Genomic DNA, 17,618 nt, shown 5'->3' on the forward strand with positions numbered 1-17,618 from the left:
CCTAGTGGGACTGATCGACGGGTTGCGCGACAGTTCGTCCGCCCCCGATCTCGTAGCGTGAACCGCAGGCCTCGATCATCTCGGGGTCGTGCGTGGACACGACTACCGTGCGGCCGACGGCGGCGAACTCCGCAAACAGAGCGATGACCTTCCGCCGGTTGGCGGCGTCGAGCGACGCGGTGGGCTCGTCGACGAACACGATCGCGGCTCGCTTGTAGCTGGCGCGGGCCAGCGCGAGCCGCTGCTTCTCACCGCCACTGAGGTGACTGACCGCCTCATCCTGCCGACCCGTCAGCCCGGTCTGATCGAGAACCTGTGCCAGCCGCTTCCGGTCGCCGGTGGCCCGCTTGCCCAGCAGGCTCGACTGCATCGTGACATTGAAGGCAACCGTCTCCTCGTCCATGATCCCGTAGTCCTGCAGGACGAATGCAGCGTGGTCACGCCAGAAGCGGCGCCGTGCCGCCGAGCCGTACCCCGTGACGTTCTTCCCATCGATCAGGATGCGGCCCCGGTCGACCGGAAGCAGCAGCCCGAGGCAGTGCAGCAGCGTGGTCTTCCCCGATCCGCTCGGGCCCACGAGGGCGGTCATCGTCCCGGGCTCGCAACGTAGGGACTCGCCATCGAGCACCGGCCGCCCGCCGAACGCCACGGAAACGGCCTCGGCCTCAATCAGCATGGAACTCCCATCAGATTCGACGTCTGCTGACGCCGGAGAAACACCAGTTCGCGGCCCACAGATGACTCAGCGGGACGACGAACATCCCGAACAACGCGGCCACCAGCAGGGCCCCTATGGAGTCGGGTCTCTGGACCAGCGCCACGAGGGACACGAGTGCCGCGCCGGCCAGCAACTCCTTGGACACCCGGCTCTGCAGGATCCGCGCCCACGGCCGGCCGGACAGCCGCAACGGAAAGTCGCGCTTCGCGCGCAGCAGGGCGGTGATCAGCGCGCTGATCGTGGCCGCGACCGTGAAGGCGACGACCAGGGCGGTGAGCGCGAGATTCATCAGCCAGACCACGTACGCCATGAACTGCGCCCGGAGGATCCCTTCCTCCGCGACGTAGACCACACTCAGGTCACCCCTGATCCCCCGGCCGGTCAGGGTCTCGGCGGAAATGCCTTCGCGCTCGATCATCGCCTGGGTGGCCGCCACGCCGGTGAACAGGATGTTCCTCGTCGAGACCATCGACGTCAGGTTCGAATCATCGAACGTCTGGTGCAGGGAGGGCATGACCGCGACGAGGACATCGTCGAGGAAGCTCAGACTCCCGCCGCCACCCTGGGCGACGGGCATCCGGAACCCGCCGGCGGGCCGCAGGTATCCGAACCCCGACAGGGTCTCTCCCCCGGAACGTCGGCTTCTCGACCACAGCGAGAGCGTCTCGCCGAACTCCCGGGAAAGCATGCCGCTCACCCGCTCGTACGGCACCGGCGTGAGCGCGCCCGGCGGCGCGTTCGTCGTCATCAGATCGAGCCACCGCCGGTTCACGAAGGTGACCGCCGAGTAGTCGCCGAGATCGCCTCCCCATGTCTCCTCCGAGAAGGTGTACGAGTACGCGATCGTCCCGGCCGATTCGCCGTCCCTGACCAGGTTTCCGATCCGGGATTCGAGACTGGTCATCTCGTCATCGTTCATCCCGAACTGGACCGCGACCTGATCCGCGAGGTTCTTCCACTGCGCCATCTCAGCGGCCGTGGCGGACGAGCTGCGGTACGCCGACCAGGCCGGCCCGGCCGCGCCCACCACCAGCAGGAACGTCAGCGCCTGGACGACCACGGCCGCCGAGCGAAGGCTCTTCACCGCGGGCTGCCGGGTGGCGAGCATGGTGGCGCTCGGCCAGGCGGAGGCCGACATGGCCAGGGCAACGAGCAGTGATACGGCGATGACCGCGACCTCCACACCGGCCAGCGCCTTGACGAAGACACCGACGTACAGCCAGCCACGAGAAAGGCCCACACAGACGGCGGCTGCGAGGGTGACAGCGGCCGCCGGAACGAGCAGTGCGGCCACGAACCCGCCCAGGTCCTGTGCCTGAATGCGCAACGTGGGGCAGCCGCCGAGCACCCGGAGCGCGCGGCTGCGCGCCTTCATCGACAGCCAGAACAGCGCCAGCGCCGCGATGAGGGCGAAAGCGGCCAGGACGGCCGCGGCGAAGCCGCCCTCCCGCATGGCGAACCAGAGACTGCCGGTCACGGACGCGTCGTTGCGGGCCACCCGTACGCCCGCGCTGCTCAGCCGGCTCTCCAACTCGGCGAGCCGAGCTGTGTCCCCGGTGATCAGGTAGGAGCCGTCGGGCGACGAGTTGGCCAGCCGGTCCCTGCCGACGACCCTTCCCGCGCCGGCGCCGCTGAACCAGCGGAACGTCGCGGGCAGGCTCCCGTCGTTGAGGGCCACGAAGATCCGCTCGTCGCTGACCCCAACCAGGTCCGGGGCGATCCTGACCAGCCCCAGGTTCCAGTCGGCATCCATCCGCGTCAGTGCCGCGAACGCTTCCCGGTCGCTGAACTGCGACTCGCCGAAGTCCAGGCCCAGCCGGCTCTGCGCGCCCACGGCCTGGGGAAAGTCCCGGTCGTGCAGATCGGTGACGATCACCGCCACCAGAGCCAGCAGGGTGAACAACGCTCCTGCGACCGCCATTACCACGCGCCTGTACAACGACCCTCCCGGGCGATCTTGGACACCATGGCGGAGGTGATGCCATCTGCCGCATCCAAACAACCACGTGGAGCGCGCCGGAACATCGGACCGTGGGCGGCATTGCAGGTCGCTCGTCGGCCCTGAGTCCGTCAGACCGTGGTCCGATACGGGTGCCCGGGAGGACCCCGCGCTTCGCACACCAACGCCACGGAACCTGGGAACGGTAGGCTCACGGCATGACCGAGAGCCGGCATCGCTCCCGTCGATCATGGTTGCTACTGCCGGCCGGTGCGCTGCTGGTCGCGATGACGGCCGTCCTCGCACTCGGGCTCACCTGGCCATTCGTCACCGTCCTGCTGCTCGGCTTCGCGGCGGTCTCCGCCTGGGCGATCGTCCGACTGCTGGTCGAGCGCGCCGAGCACGAGACGGTGATCGCGCGCCGCGACATCGCGGAGGCGGTGCTCGCGGAGCGCCTGCGCCTAGCCCGCGACCTGCACGACATCGTCTCCCACGGCCTGGGCATGATCACCGTGCGGGCGGCCGCCGCGGCGCACCTGCACGCCCGCAAGCCGGACGATCAAGCGCTGCTGGCCGCCATCGAGGACGTGGAGGCCATCAGCCGGAAGGCGACGGTCGAGCTGCGCCGCATGCTGGACGCGCTGCGGGAGGCCGACGACCGGCCCGCTCGCCACCCCACGGAGACCCTGGCGTCCCTGCCGGAGATCATCGAGGGCGCCCGCCGGGCCGGCCTGGACGTGGAGTTGACCCAGGAAGAGCTCGGCGCGGTGTCCCTGGGCGCCCAGGTGGCGATCTGCCGGGTCGTCCGCGAAGGGCTGGCCAACAGCGCGCGTTACGCTGGCTCGACCAGGGTCGACGTCCGCCTGGCGCGGACCCCGGAGGCAGTCAGTGTGACCATCGACGACGACGGGCCGAACCAGGGCTGGGCCGTCCGGCCAGGCGCCGGGCACGGCCTCATCGGGCTGCGGGAACGGGTGAAAAGCCTGGGTGGGACCCTGACGGCGGAGCCTCGCGCAAAGGGGCACGGGGATCGTGTGGGGTTCCGTCTCGAGGCCATCATTCCCGAGGGAGCGGTGTGAGCGGATCCCACCGGCCCTTGCGGGTCGTTCTCGTCGACGACGAACCCCTACTCCGGCGAAGCCTCGCGATGATCATCGACGCCGAGCCCGATCTCGCTGTGGTCGGAGAGGCCGGCGACGGAATGGAGGCGATCGCCGCGGCCGAGGCCACGGTGCCCGACGTGGTGCTCATGGACATCAGGATGCCGCGGCTCGACGGCATCGAGGCGACCCGGGGCATCTGCCGGCTGCCGGAGCTCGGGCACACCCGAGTGCTGGTCCTGAGCATGTTCGACCTCGACGAGCACGTCTTCCACGCACTCCGTGCCGGAGCCAGTGGCTTCCTGCTGAAGGACAGCCGGCCCGACGATCTACTCGACGCCATCAGGCGTACGCACAACGGCGAATCGCTCTTCGCCCCGTCGATCCTGGCGCGCCTGGTCGAGCACTACGTCCGCAAGCAGCACACCGGCCCTGCCGGTCCCGTGCAATCCCTGCTCGACCAGCTGACCGCCCGGGAGACCGAGGTACTCGGCCTCATCGGGCAGGGTCTGTCCAACGACGAAATCGCCGGGCACCTCACCATCGCCGTCAAGACCGTCAAGTCCCACATCTCACATCTGCTGAACAAACTCGGGGCCCGCGACCGGGTGCAACTCGTAATCGCCGCGTACAACGTTGGCCTTGTGAATCCCGTGCCCGCCCCCGTACGTGACCGGCGGCCTTGACACGTCTCGTCACCACGCTCCGCCCTTACGGAGATCATGGCGGTGCCGTGATTCGTCCGGGCCGTCGCCGAACGTCGATATCGATGACCATTCTTGGCGGCAGCAATTCGTCGATCGTCGGAGTTGCCGCGGTGACACCACTTGCGAGCCATCACCGCCTCCGCTAAACAGGGGTCAGTAGGGGAAAGCGCCGCTACGACGACCAGTGTGATCCACCAACATGGATGGAGGCGCCTCGATGGCGTTGATCCCGGCGGCTGGCGGCGGTTGTGGCGATTCGTCGACGCCCTCACCGTCGATCCGGTCTCCGAGGCCGACCAATTCCGACGTCGAGTGGGACAGCTTCGACCCCCAGGCATACGTCCGGCACAACTATGCGGTGCTGCGTGCCGACGATCGTGAAATCCTCCGCCGGACCAGGGACTTCTTCGCCGAGACGACACTCTCCGACGCGTGCTGTGTCGACGTCGGGTCGGGGGCGAACCTCTACCCGGCGCTGTCGCTGCTGCCGATCGCGCGCACGCTCGACCTGTGTGAATGGTCGGCGTCAAACGTGCGCTGGCTGAGCACGCAGATCGCCAGCTACGACGAGCTCTGGGATCCGTACTGGCAGGTGTGCGCGGAGCACCCGGCGTACTCGGCGGTGACCGACCCACGGGGCCGGCTGGCTCAGGTGGGCCGGGTGCTGCGGGCCAGTGTCTTCGACCTGCCCAGGCGTGCCTGGGACGCCGGCACGATGTTCTTCGTGGCCTGCTCCATATCGGCCGACCAGGCGGAAGCCGAGCACGCCATCGGCAGCTTCCTGCACGCGCTGCGGCCCGGCTCGCCCTTCGTCGTGGCGGTCATGCTCGGTTCCCGCGGCTACCATGTCGGCGAGCGCCTGTTCCCGGCCGTGGCGCTGCAGCGCGCCGAGGTGGTGGCCAGCATCGCGACCAGCGCGTACGACCTGGACGTCCACGAGGTCCGGCCCCGGACGCCGCTGCGGGACGGATATCTGAGCATGCTGCTGGCCACCGGCCGCAGCCGCGGTTAGGGCCTCGCGTCAGTCGCCGGCCTTCGTCCGGCGGGCGCCGGCGGGCCAGAGGATCGTGATCGGGACACCCTGCTGCCGCGCCCAGTCGACGGTCCGGTCGGTCGCCGCCGCGTGGCAGCCCGGATCACCGTCCCAGACCGCCACCAGTCGCTGCACCCGTCGCACCAGCTCCCGGTTGGCGGCCACGTAGGCGGCCGTGCCGGAGCGGTCGTAGCCGGGGTGGACGACCGCCGCCGCCCGAGCGAGCAGTTCGTCGAAGGTCGCTCGGTTCTCCGGGGCGATCACGGCGGTGCGGTAGTCGCGGGCGGGTAGGACCACCTCGTACGTGCCGCCCATGTCCAGTAGCGTGCGCGCGAAGACCTGGTCGGCGCCGGCGGCCAGGCAGGTGACGCCGTGCACCGGACGGTCGCTGATCCGGCGCAACTCGGCGCGGAGCGCGTCGGCGACGAGCAACTCGGTGTCGCGGGTCAGGTTGATGTGCCCGGCTATGCCGACGCGCACCGGTGCGGGTTCAGTCGGCATCCCCCGGTCCTTCCCGCTGCTTGGGCACCGCGGGCGCCAGCCGGATCAGCTCGAACCCGCTGTCGGAGAGCACGTCGGGCAGGGCCCGGATCTCCGCGCGGTTCTGCTCCTGGACGTCGAGGGGCAGCTCGTCCCATGGCCGCAGGGCGGGATGCCGTCGCCGGACGTCGTCGCGGAACTCGCCGTGCGTCCAGCCCTCCCCGCGCCGTTCCCGGCACCACCGTTCGTGCTCTAGGCGGGCGAGTTCCTCGATCCGGTCGTCGATGGCCTCTCCGGCGGCGGAAGCGTCGCCGGTGCCGCCGCGCCGGGGCGCCACGACGCACCCGAGGTTACGCAGCTTGGCGGCGATGTCCTGGACGTGGGCCCGGTTGGCCCGTCGCAGCGACTCGGGCAGTCGCGACCAGCCCACCATCGCCGGCGCGCCGCCGGGGCGCACCCCGGCACGCTGCTGTGCCTGGAGGTACCGCTCGTGGATCAGCCGGGCCAGCCGCTCGGTGAGGTCCTCGGCGATCAGCCGGGCATCGCAGGCGTGAGTCAACACCGGATAGAGGCGGAGCTTGCCGTGTACTTCGTCGAGCAGATCGTGGCGGGCATCGCCGTGGAAGGCGGCGGCAAGCGCTGCCTGCCGGTAGACCGGTACGAAGACCGAACTCTCCGCGCTCTGCCAGAGGGCGGGCGTGTCCAGCACGAACTGCAGCCCGTTGGTCTCGTCCGGGGCGCAGATGTAGATGCGGTCGTAGCGGCGGCGGTCGAGCCGGTCGAACCTCGCGAGCCGGTCGAGCTCCAGATCGTACGCGGTGATCTCGCAGGCGGCGGTCAGGAACGGATAGCGGGACGCCACGGCGGCGAGTTCGGTGCTGGCGTCCGGGGCCGCCAGGTCCACCCGCAGCGGGGGCGGCAGGTGGCCGGTTGTGGTGCCGGCCAGGCGTGCCCGCCAGTGCCGGGCGGTTTCCACCAGGAGGGTCCGGCGGAAGCTGCCGGTGCCGGCGATGAGCACCCTGGCGGGCCGGCCACTGGGGCGCGGCAGCGGGTGGTGTCGGTGCAGTGCGCGGGCCGCGACGTCGTCGACGTGGAAGTAGTCCAGCCGCAGCCGGCTGAATCCGACGGCGCCGAGTCGTCGGGCCTGCAGGGACAGGCACATCTCGGAGTCGTGGACCAGTACGTAGACGCGGGGTGGTTGCCGGCGGTCCTGGATGAGGCGGCTGGCGGTGTTGGCGATCGCGTGGTTGCGGTCGTCGTCCTCGCTGCACACGTAGACGGTGTGGGCCCGGGACAGGCCGGCGCCGCGCAACACCGCGGGGCTGGCCGGGTCGCCGATGACACCGAGATAGCGGCGTAGGCGGTACTCCAGCGGTCCGAACGGCACGGAGCGCACCACGACCACGCGTTCGCCGTCGGCGAAGAGCCGGTCGGCGAGCATGTGGGCGAACTGGGAGTCGCCGCAGACCAGGACGTGGTTGCGGGCCCGCCGGGCCCGCAGGCGGCGACTCTCGGCGGCCAGCAGCAGCCGGCTTGCCTCGGCCACGGCGAGCAGGGTGAACAGCGGGGCGGCGAACCGCGCGACCTGCAGTTGCCACGGGTACGGCCCGGCGTCCTGGAAGGGTTCGGCGCCGAGAACGAAGAGCTGCAAATCGTAGTAGAACACGTCATACGGATTGTGCGCGGTGTCAGGCCGGGACTCAAGCAGGCGCTCGAAGCCGACGTAGCCGAGGATGAAGGCGCCCAGTCCGATGAATCCGAACACGACTCGCAGCCACCATACGGCCAGGCGGGACGAGCCAGCGGCCGGGTCTGTCATGAGCCACATGGTATTTGACGGGATCGATACAACCGGGTTCGGCGCGTACAATCCGACGCCCCCGCCCTGTTCATCGGCGACGCCACCGACGCCGGCCGGGCGGGCGGTCTGGCCCGGTCACGGGAAGTCGTCGGGCCCGGTGTCAGGCAGCGCGGCAAGCAGTTGCCCGGCCAGCCGCCGTACGGTGCCGTCGTCCTCCTGGTGGGCGAGCCGCAGGAGCACCTCGCGGGTGCGGATGTCGCCACAGTAGTGCCGGGTCAGCGTGAGCAGCGCGGTGCGCCGGATCTCCCAGTCGTTGTCGTCCGCCAGCCGTAGCAGCAGGTCCGGGTCGGCCAGCGTGGCTCCCAGCTGTTCCACGGCCCGGCGCCGGACCTCGAGGGCCGGGTCGTCGCGGACCAACCCCACCAGCAGCACCCGGACCTCCGGGTCCGCCCCGAAGTACGTACCGAGCGCGGCGGCGATGCGTGCGCGGATCGCCGGGTCCTGGTCAGCCAGGCGGCGCATCAGCCGCAGGGTCACCGCCATGGACGCCGACCCCTGCTCGGTCAGGCAGCGCACCGCCGCGTCGAACACCGTGGGGTCGGTGTCCGACTCGACGCACTCCAGCAGCACGTCGGTCACCACGTCGGGGCTCCCGTGCTTGCAGAGAGCCTGCACGGCGGCCAGTCGGATGCCGACGTAGCTGTCCCGGCGGGCCCGCCGGGACAGCGTCTCCACCAGGCCGTCGGTCTCGCCGTACCGGGCCAGCGCCTGGGCGGCCGCGCGCAGCACGTTCGGGTCCGGGTCCCGGCCTGTCTGTTCGGCCAGGCACGCCAGCACCTCAGGGCCGGGCGGGTCGGGCGAGGCGGCGAGGCGGGCCAGGCGGAGGGTGACCCGTAACCGGACGATCGGGTCCCGCTCCTGGGAGGCGCGGCTGATGAGCAGATCGCGAGTCGCCTCGCCGCGCGGCGGACGGGCGGTGAGCAGGTCGACCGCGGCGAGCCGGACGCTGGCGGTCGGATCGCGGCGAGCTCGTTCCAGCAGCAGTTCTCCGGTCCGGTGGTCCGGGTACGCCTCGGCCAGCGCGCGCACCGCGGCGAGGCGAACCGTCGCGTCCTCGTCGGCACGAGCCGCGTGCCTGGCCACGTTCCATCCGGTGTCGTCGGCGCGGTCCCGGTCGATCAGCGCGGCCACGGCGGCGGCCCGCACCGCGGCGTCCTCGTCCTGCTCGATCCGATCGATCAACCGGGCGCGGCAGCGCCCCTCCGGGTCAGCTACGAGCGCCAGCCGCTGCACGGCCACCGCGCGGATCCGCGCGGAGGTGTCGGAGCCGGCCAGCTTCAGCAACAGCTCGGTGCTCCCCGGGCTGGACTGCCCGGGCAGCAGCTCGGTCACTACGCAACGCCGTACCTCGTCCGGGGCGTCGCCGGTCACCCGCTGCAGTGCCCCCGCGCGGGCGGTCTCGGCGTGATCCGGCAGGGTCAGCAGCCCTTTCAGCGCGCACTGCACCACGCCGGGGTCGGTGTCGGTGGTCAGCAACCGCTGCAGTGTCCCAGCTGCGTCCGGCAGGGTGGCGCAGCGCGTGGCGAGCACTTCGGCGGCGGCCCGCCGCACCGCGGCGGCGGGGTCCTCGGTGGCCCTGGCCAGCACCTGGCGGGCGTCCTCGGCCAGCTCGGTCCGGCCGCCGAGGGACTGCACGGCCAACGCACGCACCGCGACATCGGGTGAGTCGGCGAGGTCGCGCGGCACGTCGACGTAATCGGCGTCGGCGCCGAAGTGCGCAACCAGCGCGCGTACGGCGGCCTGCCGCACCGCGGTGGAGACCTCGACCTGCGCCTGGGCGAGCAGCAGGTCCCGGCATCGGCGGCGGCTGCGGCCGGTGACGTCCAGCCGCCCGGCGGTCTCGGCCAGTCCCGCGACCAGGGTGAGGTGGGCCTGCCTCTCGCGGCCCTGCCCGAGCTCCCGGACCAGCAGTTGCGTCAACTCCTCGTCGGCGGTGGAGAGCACCACGGCGATCCGGGTGGCGAACGCGGAGCCGGAGCGCCAACTGCTCCGCACTCCGCGACGGCGGTACCACTGCAGGAAGGCGTCGCGGCCGGGCCAGCTGGGCCCGAGCACCCGGATCGAGGAGAGCAGTTCCTGCTCGGTGAGTTCCACCAGGTTGGGGTCGTCGGCGGAGATGCCGTGTTCGATCAGCCGCACGACCTGGCACAGCACCGCGTCGCCCGCGCCGGCCAGCTCGACGGGCTGCGCCGCCTCGGCGACGCACTGCGCGGCCAGCACCAGGTGCCACGGCGGGCCGGCCAAATTCAGCGGTGGCCAGGGCCGGTTGGCCTCGGTGGCGAGCAGGGTGATCAGGTCATTGGCGGCCCGGGCGGGCAGGTCGCTGGCGACCAGCCGGAGCACCTCCCGCCAGGACGGGTCGGCCCAGTGTTCGCGGAACAGCACGCGCAGTCGGTCGAGGCCCCAGGCGTCCGGATCGTGCTCGAACCTGTCCACGATCTCCTCAGCGCAGAAGAACTCCAGGAACGTGCGGTGCACGAACCCGAACAGCCGCAATCCGTACCGCTCCAGGATGAAGCTTCGCTGCCGCAATTGGTCGATCATCGAGTAGGCCAGGGTGAACGCCCGCTCGTTGTCAAAACCGTAGAAGGCGACGAGGTGGTCCCGGAAGATACGCGCCAATTCATCGGATTCTACGTAGTTTCCGGCCGGACCGGACTCCCGACTCTGCATTTGGTACGCCAGGTGGCGCACCAGCCGGCGCTTCGCCTGCAGATCCAGCTGCGGCACGTCGCCGTGGCTCTCCCGCAGTTGTTTGGTCACGTCCCACTCGGAGATCAGTACGTCGGTGACGTGCTCGTAGAGCCGGCGCCGATTGCGGGGCAGCGGGTGGCCCCGGCCGACGATCGCCATGAGCATCAGCAGCAACGGGTTGCCGGCGATCTCGTGCATCTCCCGGGAACTGTGCACCACGTCGAGAATCTGTCGCCGCTGCCGGTCCGCCTCCGCCGCCGGTGTGGGCATCACGTAGCGGTACCAGTTGCCGAGGAACCGGGCGATCCGCTCGTCGTCGAGATCCTCCAGGGTGAAGTGGTCGAAGCCGGCGTTGGCGAAGGTGTGCCGCAGGTATCCGGCCGCCCGCGAGGTGACAACCGTCCGCACCCCCGGGTACTCGCTGACGAACGCGCCGATCTGGGCGGCCACCTCCTCCCGCTGCACCGGGTCGAACACCTCGTCCAGGCCGTCGAAGAGGAACAGCGCCCGGCCGCCCTGGTGCAGGTACGCCTTCAGCACGTCCTGGTCGATCCCCCCGGCCAGCCCCTGCTGGTGGCGGTGCCCGACGTAGTCCAGCAGGCCGTCGCACCGCCCGTCGCCGCAGTGCGCGGCATAGGACCGCAGTTCGATCAGGACGGGCAGGTATCCGTCCAGCGCCGCCAGCCGGGGCTCGGAGCATTTCCCGGCCAGCGCCAGCGCCAGGTACCGCGCGGCCGCCGACTTGCCGGAGCCGGGATCGCCGAGCAGCACGATCGACCGCCGGCCCTGATCGCACACCACGTCGAACAACACCAGCGCGTCCTTGGCGGCGTACTCCTCCCAGAGCCGCTCGACCTCTTCCGGGTTGACCACCCCGGGCAGCCCGCGGGCACTGCCGTCCGCCGCGGAGCCCGCCCAGCGCCACCAGGCCAGCGGCATTTCCGGCCGGGTGTCCTCGTGGACCCGGGGTTCCACGAACACCTCCGACAACCCGACCCTGAGGTAGCCGATGGTGGGGCGGGGCGAGACCGCGTCCAGCGGAACGGCCTCGTAACTCAGCGCCAGTTGTTTGTAGTACTGGCTGCGCACGGCCTCCGGCAGGTGGGTGTCCGGGTCGGCGGGCTCGCGGGCCGGGGACCGCCCGCTACGTACCTCGGCCAGTGCCACGGTCACCTTGGCGGCGAGGTCGTCCACCGAAGAGAAGAAGGCACAGAGGTGGCGCTCCTTGAGCTCCCGGCGCAGCGCGACGACCTGCTGCCAGTCAGCGTCCCGGTCGATCATGTGAACCGGCCAGGGCGTGTCCTCTGCGAGCAGGAAGATCAGGCAGGGTTTGCCGGCGGCGAGGGCCTCGCGGTACTCCAGTTCGGTGATGGAGGACCCCTGGCCGGGCGGGCGGAACCCGTACCGCCAGGCGAACAGCCCCACGTAGAGATCGCACCGGCGCACGTCGGTCAGGCAGCGTTCCAGCGGCGGCCGGATGTCGGCGCTGTACGCCTCCATGGCCACGTCCTCGATTTCCAGACGGCGTGCCACGACGTGGACGGCAGCGCGATATTCCAGCAGGTCCTTTTGGGTGGCCGAAATGTAGACCTTCATGGGACGGCAAACTCCAGGGAGTGGCTGGCGACCGCACCATTCAAAATATCAGTTGCTGTCACATCCCTCTGACCCGCGAATGCTCGCCACCTCTACCGCTTGGGAATCCCATCAACCGTGGGCCTATGATGGCCGCCAGAACAGTTGCGGATCCGGACAAGCCGAATCCCGCGCTCGGCGGGGTTCCGGCAAATCCACACAAATCCGTGTCGGTGCGGGTCACGGCGGCGGGCATCAATCATCATGGGACCGCAGTCCGCGGGCGACCGCGGACCGGTGGCGGCGATGCGGAGGAAGCCATGCTCACGGTGGGTGAGGTGCACACCAGCCTGCTGCAGCACAGCACGGCACTGTCCCAGGAGCAGAGCTCCGAGGTGCTCAGCCTGATCGAGGGCGAGAGGGTGTTGACCTCCCGGCGCCCGTCGCTCTACGCGGTGTCACCGGACGTCCGCACCGGAGTGGACTGCTGGCTACCCAGCGCCAGGCAGCGCCAGCTACGCGGGGTGGGCGCGGTGGTCACCCGGGCCATCATCACCGGCGGCCGGATCGTACAGGCGTCCTCGGTCATCCAGGTCGTCGACGGAAAGCGCCGCCAACCCTGGTCGCACTACCTGGCCAATCCCGGCGTCCTGGAGACGGTCGGCAAGTTGGACGCCGCGGACCTGATCGCGGGCTTCCTGCACGGCAACAACGCGGACGTGCTCAACCTCGAGGCGATCACCGGCCGGGTGATCGACGGTGTGCAGATGTCCGACCTGCTGGACCGGCGCCCGCCGCTGCGCGCGGCGCGTACCCGGCTGCGCTGGACCACGCGGGTCAACCAGGGGCCGGACCGAGAGGTCTCGGCCGTGATCACCGTGGACTCCCCCACGCTGCGTACGGTCGAACTCGTGGTCGACCCGCAGGACGTGCCGGCCGCCGTGGCCGGCCTCTGCGAAGATCTCGCGCTGCACGACTGGCTACTCACCATGCTCTCCTCCCTCATGGAGGCCGCGGTCACCCGGCCGGCCGCCGGGCAGGAGCACATCGAGCGGCTGCGCCCGGTGCTGGAACACCTGCTGCACCTGTGGCTGCCGGGCGCTCGGGTCCATCCGCGGCTGCGGCCGATCTGGGACCGGCTGGAACAGGTGCCCGGTTTCAGCCGGCAGTGGAAGTCGTCGGTCAACTGGATCCGGGACCAGATCAGCGTGAGCAACATGACCCTGCTGCGCGACCTGGCCGACCGGATGGCGGTCAACCAGCCCTGCCGGCGCTGAGCGCGCGCTCACTCGCCGACGAACACGTAGCTCAACCGGTCGACCAACTCGCTGGGCAGTCGCAGGCCCTCCCCGCCGGCGCGCTGGGCGACCTGCTGCGCGACAGCCGGCGGTACCGCCACCTGGCCGAGGATGGTCCGTACGGCCAACTCCACCGGCAGGTACTGGATGTCCATCAGGGTCAGCGTGCGGTACGCGCAGAACGGCGCCGCGCTCGGGTTGAGCTGGAGGATCGCCGGCAGCTCATCCCAGGTGGTGGGCAGCTCCCCGGTGAGCCGGCACGGCTGCCGGATCGTCTCGCCCCGGTGCCGTAGCACGCCGAGGCGGGTCAACTGCCACACCGAGGCGAGCAGCGCGCACGCCCACACCCGGGTCTGCGGCTCGCCGGACCACAACTCGATGTCGACGAAGATGGAATGCTGGGGATCGCCGGACTGTACCGGCGGGGACCACGGCCGGGGCAGGGTCATCGCCGGGGCGTCGACATGCCCGGGCGACCGCTTGCCGTTGGAGAGCCAGCCCGACTCGCTCAGCGGTGGGCGGCTGCCGGTGGTGTGCCGGGGCGGTTCCACCACCAGTGTGTCGACCACCAACTGGGCCAGATCGAGCCCGTCGTGACGGGCGAAGCTGGACTCCCGGGCGACGTAGTCCAGCACCAGTCCGTGCTCCGCTGCGGCGCTCTGCACCTGCGGGATCACCTCGTGTGGCGTACCGAAACGGTGGAAGTAGTCGTCCACCATGAAGCAGGTGCTGATCCGCGGTTGGCGGTTCGGCGGCAGCCCCTGCCGGGCCAGGGCCGGGACGGCGCTCGACCAGGTTGCGATCCGCTCGAACTTACGGCGCAGCTCCTGACACCCGTCGCCGAAGTCCTCCGCGTAGAAGTGCCCCAACTCCACCGACAGGTGCGAGTACGCCACGCTCTCTGTACGACGCACCGCAGCTGCCTCCTGGAACCTGATGTCCACGCTGATCACACAATCTCCCACGCCGTCTCGTCGAAGAGCTTCTCGGTCAGATCAACGAAGGCGTCCACGGTCTTCACGTTCGCGATCTTGCTTTGCACGTCGTGGTCCGAGATGAGCTGCTCCCGCCACTGCAGCAGAGGATCCAGCGGCACCGCGCCGAGCAGCGTGGTGCGCCCGACGCCCCGCCGTCGGGCCAGCTCCGACAGCTCCGCGTCGCACTTACGCAGGAAAGCCTGCTGCGCGAGGTCGAGGTGGCCGACCTCGGGGCCTCGTGGATCGATCACCGCCGTACGGATGAACCGCAGTGACTCGCGCAGCCGGTCCGGCTCGTGGCCGTACTCCTTGCCCATCGCCACGATCCCACCCGCCTCGAAGGCCAGGTCCGAGGCCGCGGTGACGTGCTGGGGAGTCCACCGGTGGAAGACCAGCCAGCGAACCGTGACCTTGCGCAGGGTCGGGGTGGCGGTCGCGGCCAGCGCGATCTGGCTGGCGTACGACCGGCCGGCGCTGAGATCCACCAGGGTGAGGTCGAACTCCTCTTCGAGCCGAAGGAAGAGTTCGGCGCAGCGCTTGGCGATGTCGTTGGTGAAACCGAACTCGCTGCCGTTGCGCTGCCCGGGCAGGAGCACCAGCGGACCGGACCCGGTGGGCCGCTGGCGCAGGCTGGCCCGCTCCGAGGTGCCCCAGACGTCCAACTGCTCCGGAGACGGGATCTCCCCCCGCAGGTACCGGTGCAGCCCGCCACCGTTGGGCCCAGCGCCCTCCACGCCGTTGACCGCCTGCGGGATCTGGAACGTGATGCCGGCCGTCGGCGAGCCGAAATCGTAGTCGAGGTAGCAGGTGGGGCGGCCGGACAGCGCGCTGCGGTAGGCGATGTTCGCCGCGGTCACCGAACGCCCGGTGCCGCCCTTGTGTGACGTGACGAAGACCAGCATTCAGATCCCCTCGCTGGCTTTCTGCTGCCCGGTGGCGATGTCGTTGAGCAGCAGCAGCAGGGTGTTTGCCAGGGCCGCTGCGGTGCCAGGGCGTTCGTCCACCACCAGTTGCGCCCGGCGCAGGCTGGCCCGGATGCTGCGCATGCTGCGCTGCATCGCCTCCCCGGCGAACGTGCCGCGCATCAACTCCCGGTCGAAGAGGTACTCGGCCTCGTCGATGAGGTCCTGCGCATACGTGGCGAGCCGGTTGGCTCGCGGGAACGGCCGTTCCCAGAGCAGCTGACCGGCGCTGACCAGCCCCTGCACCACCCGCTCGGTCAGGTACCAGGAGGGCGCGTCCGGCTTGGTGGCCAGCCCGGGAAAGGCGCCGCCGGCATGATCCCACAGGCCACGGTGCCGGCCGTCGGGGATACGCCGCAGCAGCAGGTGGTCCCACACCTCGTCGGCCAGTTCGAGCAGCTCGCTGCGCCGCCGGGCGTTGCTCAGCAGACCAGCGACGGTAGTGGCCCGCTGAAGCAACACCGTGGAGTATTCGTTGACGTTCCACGACATGATCGGCTTGGACCGGTCGGCGTTCAGGGTCACCTGCTTGCCCGGCGCGTGCACGAACAGCGCCGGCTCGTCGGGCGAGGCGCGGCGGGTGATCCTCGCCCGCTGCGCCAGCTCCACCAGCACCGAGGCGATCCGGCCGAGCTCCTCATCGCCGCGACCGCCGGCGACCAGGCCCTTTACCGCCAGCGACGTGGCCTGGAGGGTGTAGTAGTCGGTCCGGTCGCCGTCGGTCGTCCGCCAGGGAATATCCTCGATGGGCCACCGCCGGCGGTTGCCGAAGGTCGCCACCGTCGCCCAGTAGGTCCGGGTCAGCTCCCAACGCAACAGCAGGGCCCGCGACAGCCGCTGCTGCTCCTCGTTGAGCAACCCGAGCAGGCGGGTGCGTTCGGAGTTCAGATCCTCGATCGCGTCCATCGCGATGACAGTGAAGTAGAGGTAGGGAGCGTTCTCCGCCGAGCCCTCACGCTGCAGGCCGATCGACTCGGTGGTCGGCACCTCCTCGGCCCCGGCGATGATCCCCCAGGACCAGCCGCACTCGAACAGCATCTCGCTGTTGTCCAGATCCTCGGTCACCCGACCCGACCCGATTATCACGCTGCGCAGGCTGGCCATCGTTTCCCGCAGCTGTTCGCGCAGCGACGCCACGAGTTCCCGGCGCGGCAGCTCGTCCTGATTGATCATGTCGCACAGCCGGAGGCCGTATTCGTCGGTGGCGGTGAAGACGAAGGTGCTGAAGCTGCGAAGCAGGCCGACCATGGCCGCGGTGAGCCGCGCGCTGGCCATCTCGTTTAGGGCGTCCAGTTGCGCCAGCAAGTCGCGCCGCTGGGTGGAGTTGCGGTAGACCTTGACGAAACCGATCGTTGCCAGGGCCAGCGTGACGGACACCGCGAAAGAGTCGACGATGTCGAGGGAACGCTGCTCGTCGGTGAGCTCCGGGCCACCGTCCAGCGGGGTGAGGTAGCTTCCGCCGCTGAAGGTCGGGGTGCCGGTGTCGTCGGTGTACCGCGTGAAATAGTCGATCATCACGCCGACCAGCCGGCGGGGAATTTCGATCGCGCCGCCGATCGGGCTGAGCGCCTCGATCACCTCGTCGTCGGCGCGGTCCGGGTCGTCGAGCGACAGCGCGGGAACCTTGGCCGCCGGGAGTAGCAGGGTCAGGAGTTGCTCGGCATCACTGATCGAGTTGGTGCCACTCCGACCACCCCAGTGCCATTCACCGTTCTGCCAGCAACTGCGCACCGTGGCGCGCCAGATGTCGAGGATCTCCTGACGCGGCTGTATCCGCACGATTCACCGCCGTCTGTTGTAGTCGTCGACCTGAAAACCGCTGGTCCTGCCGTTCACACGATGATCTACGGTGGTCCATACCGACGTGCAACAACATGGTACCGGCCCAGTCGAGTGCCACTCGATTACTTCGATGGCGCGTCTGTATAACAGTCTGGGAGCACACGTTCGTGACCACCTCAGGCAGACCCCTCAGCCCGGCACGGACGAGGAAGAACACGTCCTGGCGCCGCAGTTGCGTAGGTCGGTCAGCACGCTCATCCAGAACCTCGTGCCTTCGCGGCGGACCTTGACCTCCGAGCTCGGCGTAGAACGGCCGGTTCCACGATGGTGTCGATGGACACCGCCGCGCAGATCCCGTCCACCGGGCAGTGGGACCAGTCGGTCATCTCCTCGATCACCTTGCCGGTGATCCCGCGAGACCCTCGCTCCGACACGAACGCCCGTAGATCTCGGCGAAGTACGCGCAGCTCTCCCGGTCGTCAAATGCGTGAC

The 17,618-nt window shown here is 69.9% G+C and carries 12 protein-coding genes; 4 read left to right on the forward strand and 8 right to left on the reverse strand.

What is annotated here, in order from left to right:
- Window position 1: 1 nt before the first annotated feature.
- Together ACFYZF_RS18570 and ACFYZF_RS18575 are read right to left on the reverse strand one after the other, a co-directional pair.
- Complete coding sequence (locus tag ACFYZF_RS18570; RefSeq protein WP_387022106.1) at window positions 2-676, reverse strand: ABC transporter ATP-binding protein; 675 nt, start codon at window positions 674-676, stop codon at window positions 2-4.
- A gap of 10 nt (window positions 677-686) precedes the next feature.
- Entirely contained in the window at window positions 687-2,639 is a 1,953-nt protein-coding gene (locus tag ACFYZF_RS18575) for a hypothetical protein (protein WP_387022109.1), read from the reverse strand.
- Between the two features lie 236 nt (window positions 2,640-2,875).
- Between ACFYZF_RS18575 and ACFYZF_RS18580 the strand changes: the two genes are divergently transcribed.
- From ACFYZF_RS18580 to ACFYZF_RS18590, 3 genes are all read left to right on the forward strand, one after another.
- Window positions 2,876-3,736, forward strand: coding sequence for a sensor histidine kinase (locus ACFYZF_RS18580; RefSeq protein WP_387022112.1), 861 nt, complete (start codon window positions 2,876-2,878; stop codon window positions 3,734-3,736).
- 17 nt (window positions 3,737-3,753) lie between these two features.
- Window positions 3,754-4,443: a response regulator gene (locus ACFYZF_RS18585; RefSeq protein ID WP_387022179.1), complete on the forward strand. Its 690-nt coding sequence runs from the start codon at window positions 3,754-3,756 to the stop codon at window positions 4,441-4,443.
- A gap of 238 nt (window positions 4,444-4,681) precedes the next feature.
- Window positions 4,682-5,476 carry an SCO2525 family SAM-dependent methyltransferase gene (locus ACFYZF_RS18590; RefSeq protein ID WP_387022115.1) on the forward strand — a complete coding sequence of 265 codons (795 nt, stop codon included), beginning with the start codon at window positions 4,682-4,684 and terminating at the stop codon, window positions 5,474-5,476.
- Between the two features lie 9 nt (window positions 5,477-5,485).
- Here ACFYZF_RS18590 and ACFYZF_RS18595 read toward each other — a convergent pair whose 3' ends face one another.
- From ACFYZF_RS18595 to ACFYZF_RS18605, 3 genes are all read right to left on the reverse strand, one after another.
- Entirely contained in the window at window positions 5,486-5,998 is a 513-nt protein-coding gene (locus ACFYZF_RS18595; protein ID WP_387022118.1) for a hypothetical protein, read from the reverse strand.
- Complete coding sequence (locus ACFYZF_RS18600) at window positions 5,988-7,796, reverse strand: RyR domain-containing protein (RefSeq protein WP_387022121.1); 1,809 nt, start codon at window positions 7,794-7,796, stop codon at window positions 5,988-5,990. The genes ACFYZF_RS18595 and ACFYZF_RS18600 overlap by 11 nt, the downstream gene beginning before the upstream one ends.
- A gap of 117 nt (window positions 7,797-7,913) precedes the next feature.
- Entirely contained in the window at window positions 7,914-12,128 is a 4,215-nt protein-coding gene (locus ACFYZF_RS18605; protein ID WP_387022124.1) for a HEAT repeat domain-containing protein, read from the reverse strand.
- Window positions 12,129-12,427: 299 nt separating this feature from the next.
- Between ACFYZF_RS18605 and ACFYZF_RS18610 the strand changes: the two genes are divergently transcribed.
- The gene (locus tag ACFYZF_RS18610; protein WP_387022127.1) at window positions 12,428-13,384 is read left to right on the forward strand and encodes an SCO2521 family protein; all 957 of its coding nucleotides are present in this window, start codon (window positions 12,428-12,430) and stop codon (window positions 13,382-13,384) included.
- Window positions 13,385-13,392: 8 nt separating this feature from the next.
- Here the strand turns inward: ACFYZF_RS18610 and ACFYZF_RS18615 are convergent, their stop codons facing one another.
- The 3 genes from ACFYZF_RS18615 to ACFYZF_RS18625 are packed head-to-tail and all read right to left on the reverse strand — an operon-like array spanning window position 13,393 to window position 17,123.
- Window positions 13,393-14,370 carry an SCO2522 family protein gene (locus ACFYZF_RS18615; RefSeq protein ID WP_387022130.1) on the reverse strand — a complete coding sequence of 326 codons (978 nt, stop codon included), beginning with the start codon at window positions 14,368-14,370 and terminating at the stop codon, window positions 13,393-13,395.
- Window positions 14,355-15,284 carry an SCO2523 family variant P-loop protein gene (locus tag ACFYZF_RS18620; RefSeq protein WP_387022133.1) on the reverse strand — a complete coding sequence of 310 codons (930 nt, stop codon included), beginning with the start codon at window positions 15,282-15,284 and terminating at the stop codon, window positions 14,355-14,357. Before ACFYZF_RS18620 ends, ACFYZF_RS18615 begins: the two co-directional genes overlap by 16 nt.
- Complete coding sequence (locus ACFYZF_RS18625) at window positions 15,285-17,123, reverse strand: SCO2524 family protein (protein WP_387022136.1); 1,839 nt, start codon at window positions 17,121-17,123, stop codon at window positions 15,285-15,287.
- Between the last annotated feature and the right edge of the window lie 495 nt (window positions 17,124-17,618).

The organism is Micromonospora sp. NPDC001898 (assembly GCF_042891255.1).
GTDB lineage: Bacteria > Actinomycetota > Actinomycetes > Mycobacteriales > Micromonosporaceae > Micromonospora.

Excerpts from the sequence above, each read along its gene's own strand:
- ACFYZF_RS18610 (WP_387022127.1), top strand. The coding sequence starts at position 12,428 with ATGCTCACGGTGGGTGAGGTGCACACCAGCCTGCTGCAGCACAGCACG.
- ACFYZF_RS18595 (WP_387022118.1), bottom strand. The coding sequence starts at position 5,998 with ATGCCGACTGAACCCGCACCGGTGCGCGTCGGCATAGCCGGGCACATC.
- ACFYZF_RS18575 (WP_387022109.1), bottom strand. The coding sequence starts at position 2,639 with ATGGCGGTCGCAGGAGCGTTGTTCACCCTGCTGGCTCTGGTGGCGGTG.
- ACFYZF_RS18580 (WP_387022112.1), top strand. The coding sequence starts at position 2,876 with ATGACCGAGAGCCGGCATCGCTCCCGTCGATCATGGTTGCTACTGCCG.
- ACFYZF_RS18590 (WP_387022115.1), top strand. The coding sequence starts at position 4,682 with ATGGCGTTGATCCCGGCGGCTGGCGGCGGTTGTGGCGATTCGTCGACG.
- ACFYZF_RS18620 (WP_387022133.1), bottom strand. The coding sequence starts at position 15,284 with ATGCTGGTCTTCGTCACGTCACACAAGGGCGGCACCGGGCGTTCGGTG.
- ACFYZF_RS18605 (WP_387022124.1), bottom strand. The coding sequence starts at position 12,128 with ATGAAGGTCTACATTTCGGCCACCCAAAAGGACCTGCTGGAATATCGC.
- ACFYZF_RS18600 (WP_387022121.1), bottom strand. The coding sequence starts at position 7,796 with ATGACAGACCCGGCCGCTGGCTCGTCCCGCCTGGCCGTATGGTGGCTG.
- ACFYZF_RS18570 (WP_387022106.1), bottom strand. The coding sequence starts at position 676 with ATGCTGATTGAGGCCGAGGCCGTTTCCGTGGCGTTCGGCGGGCGGCCG.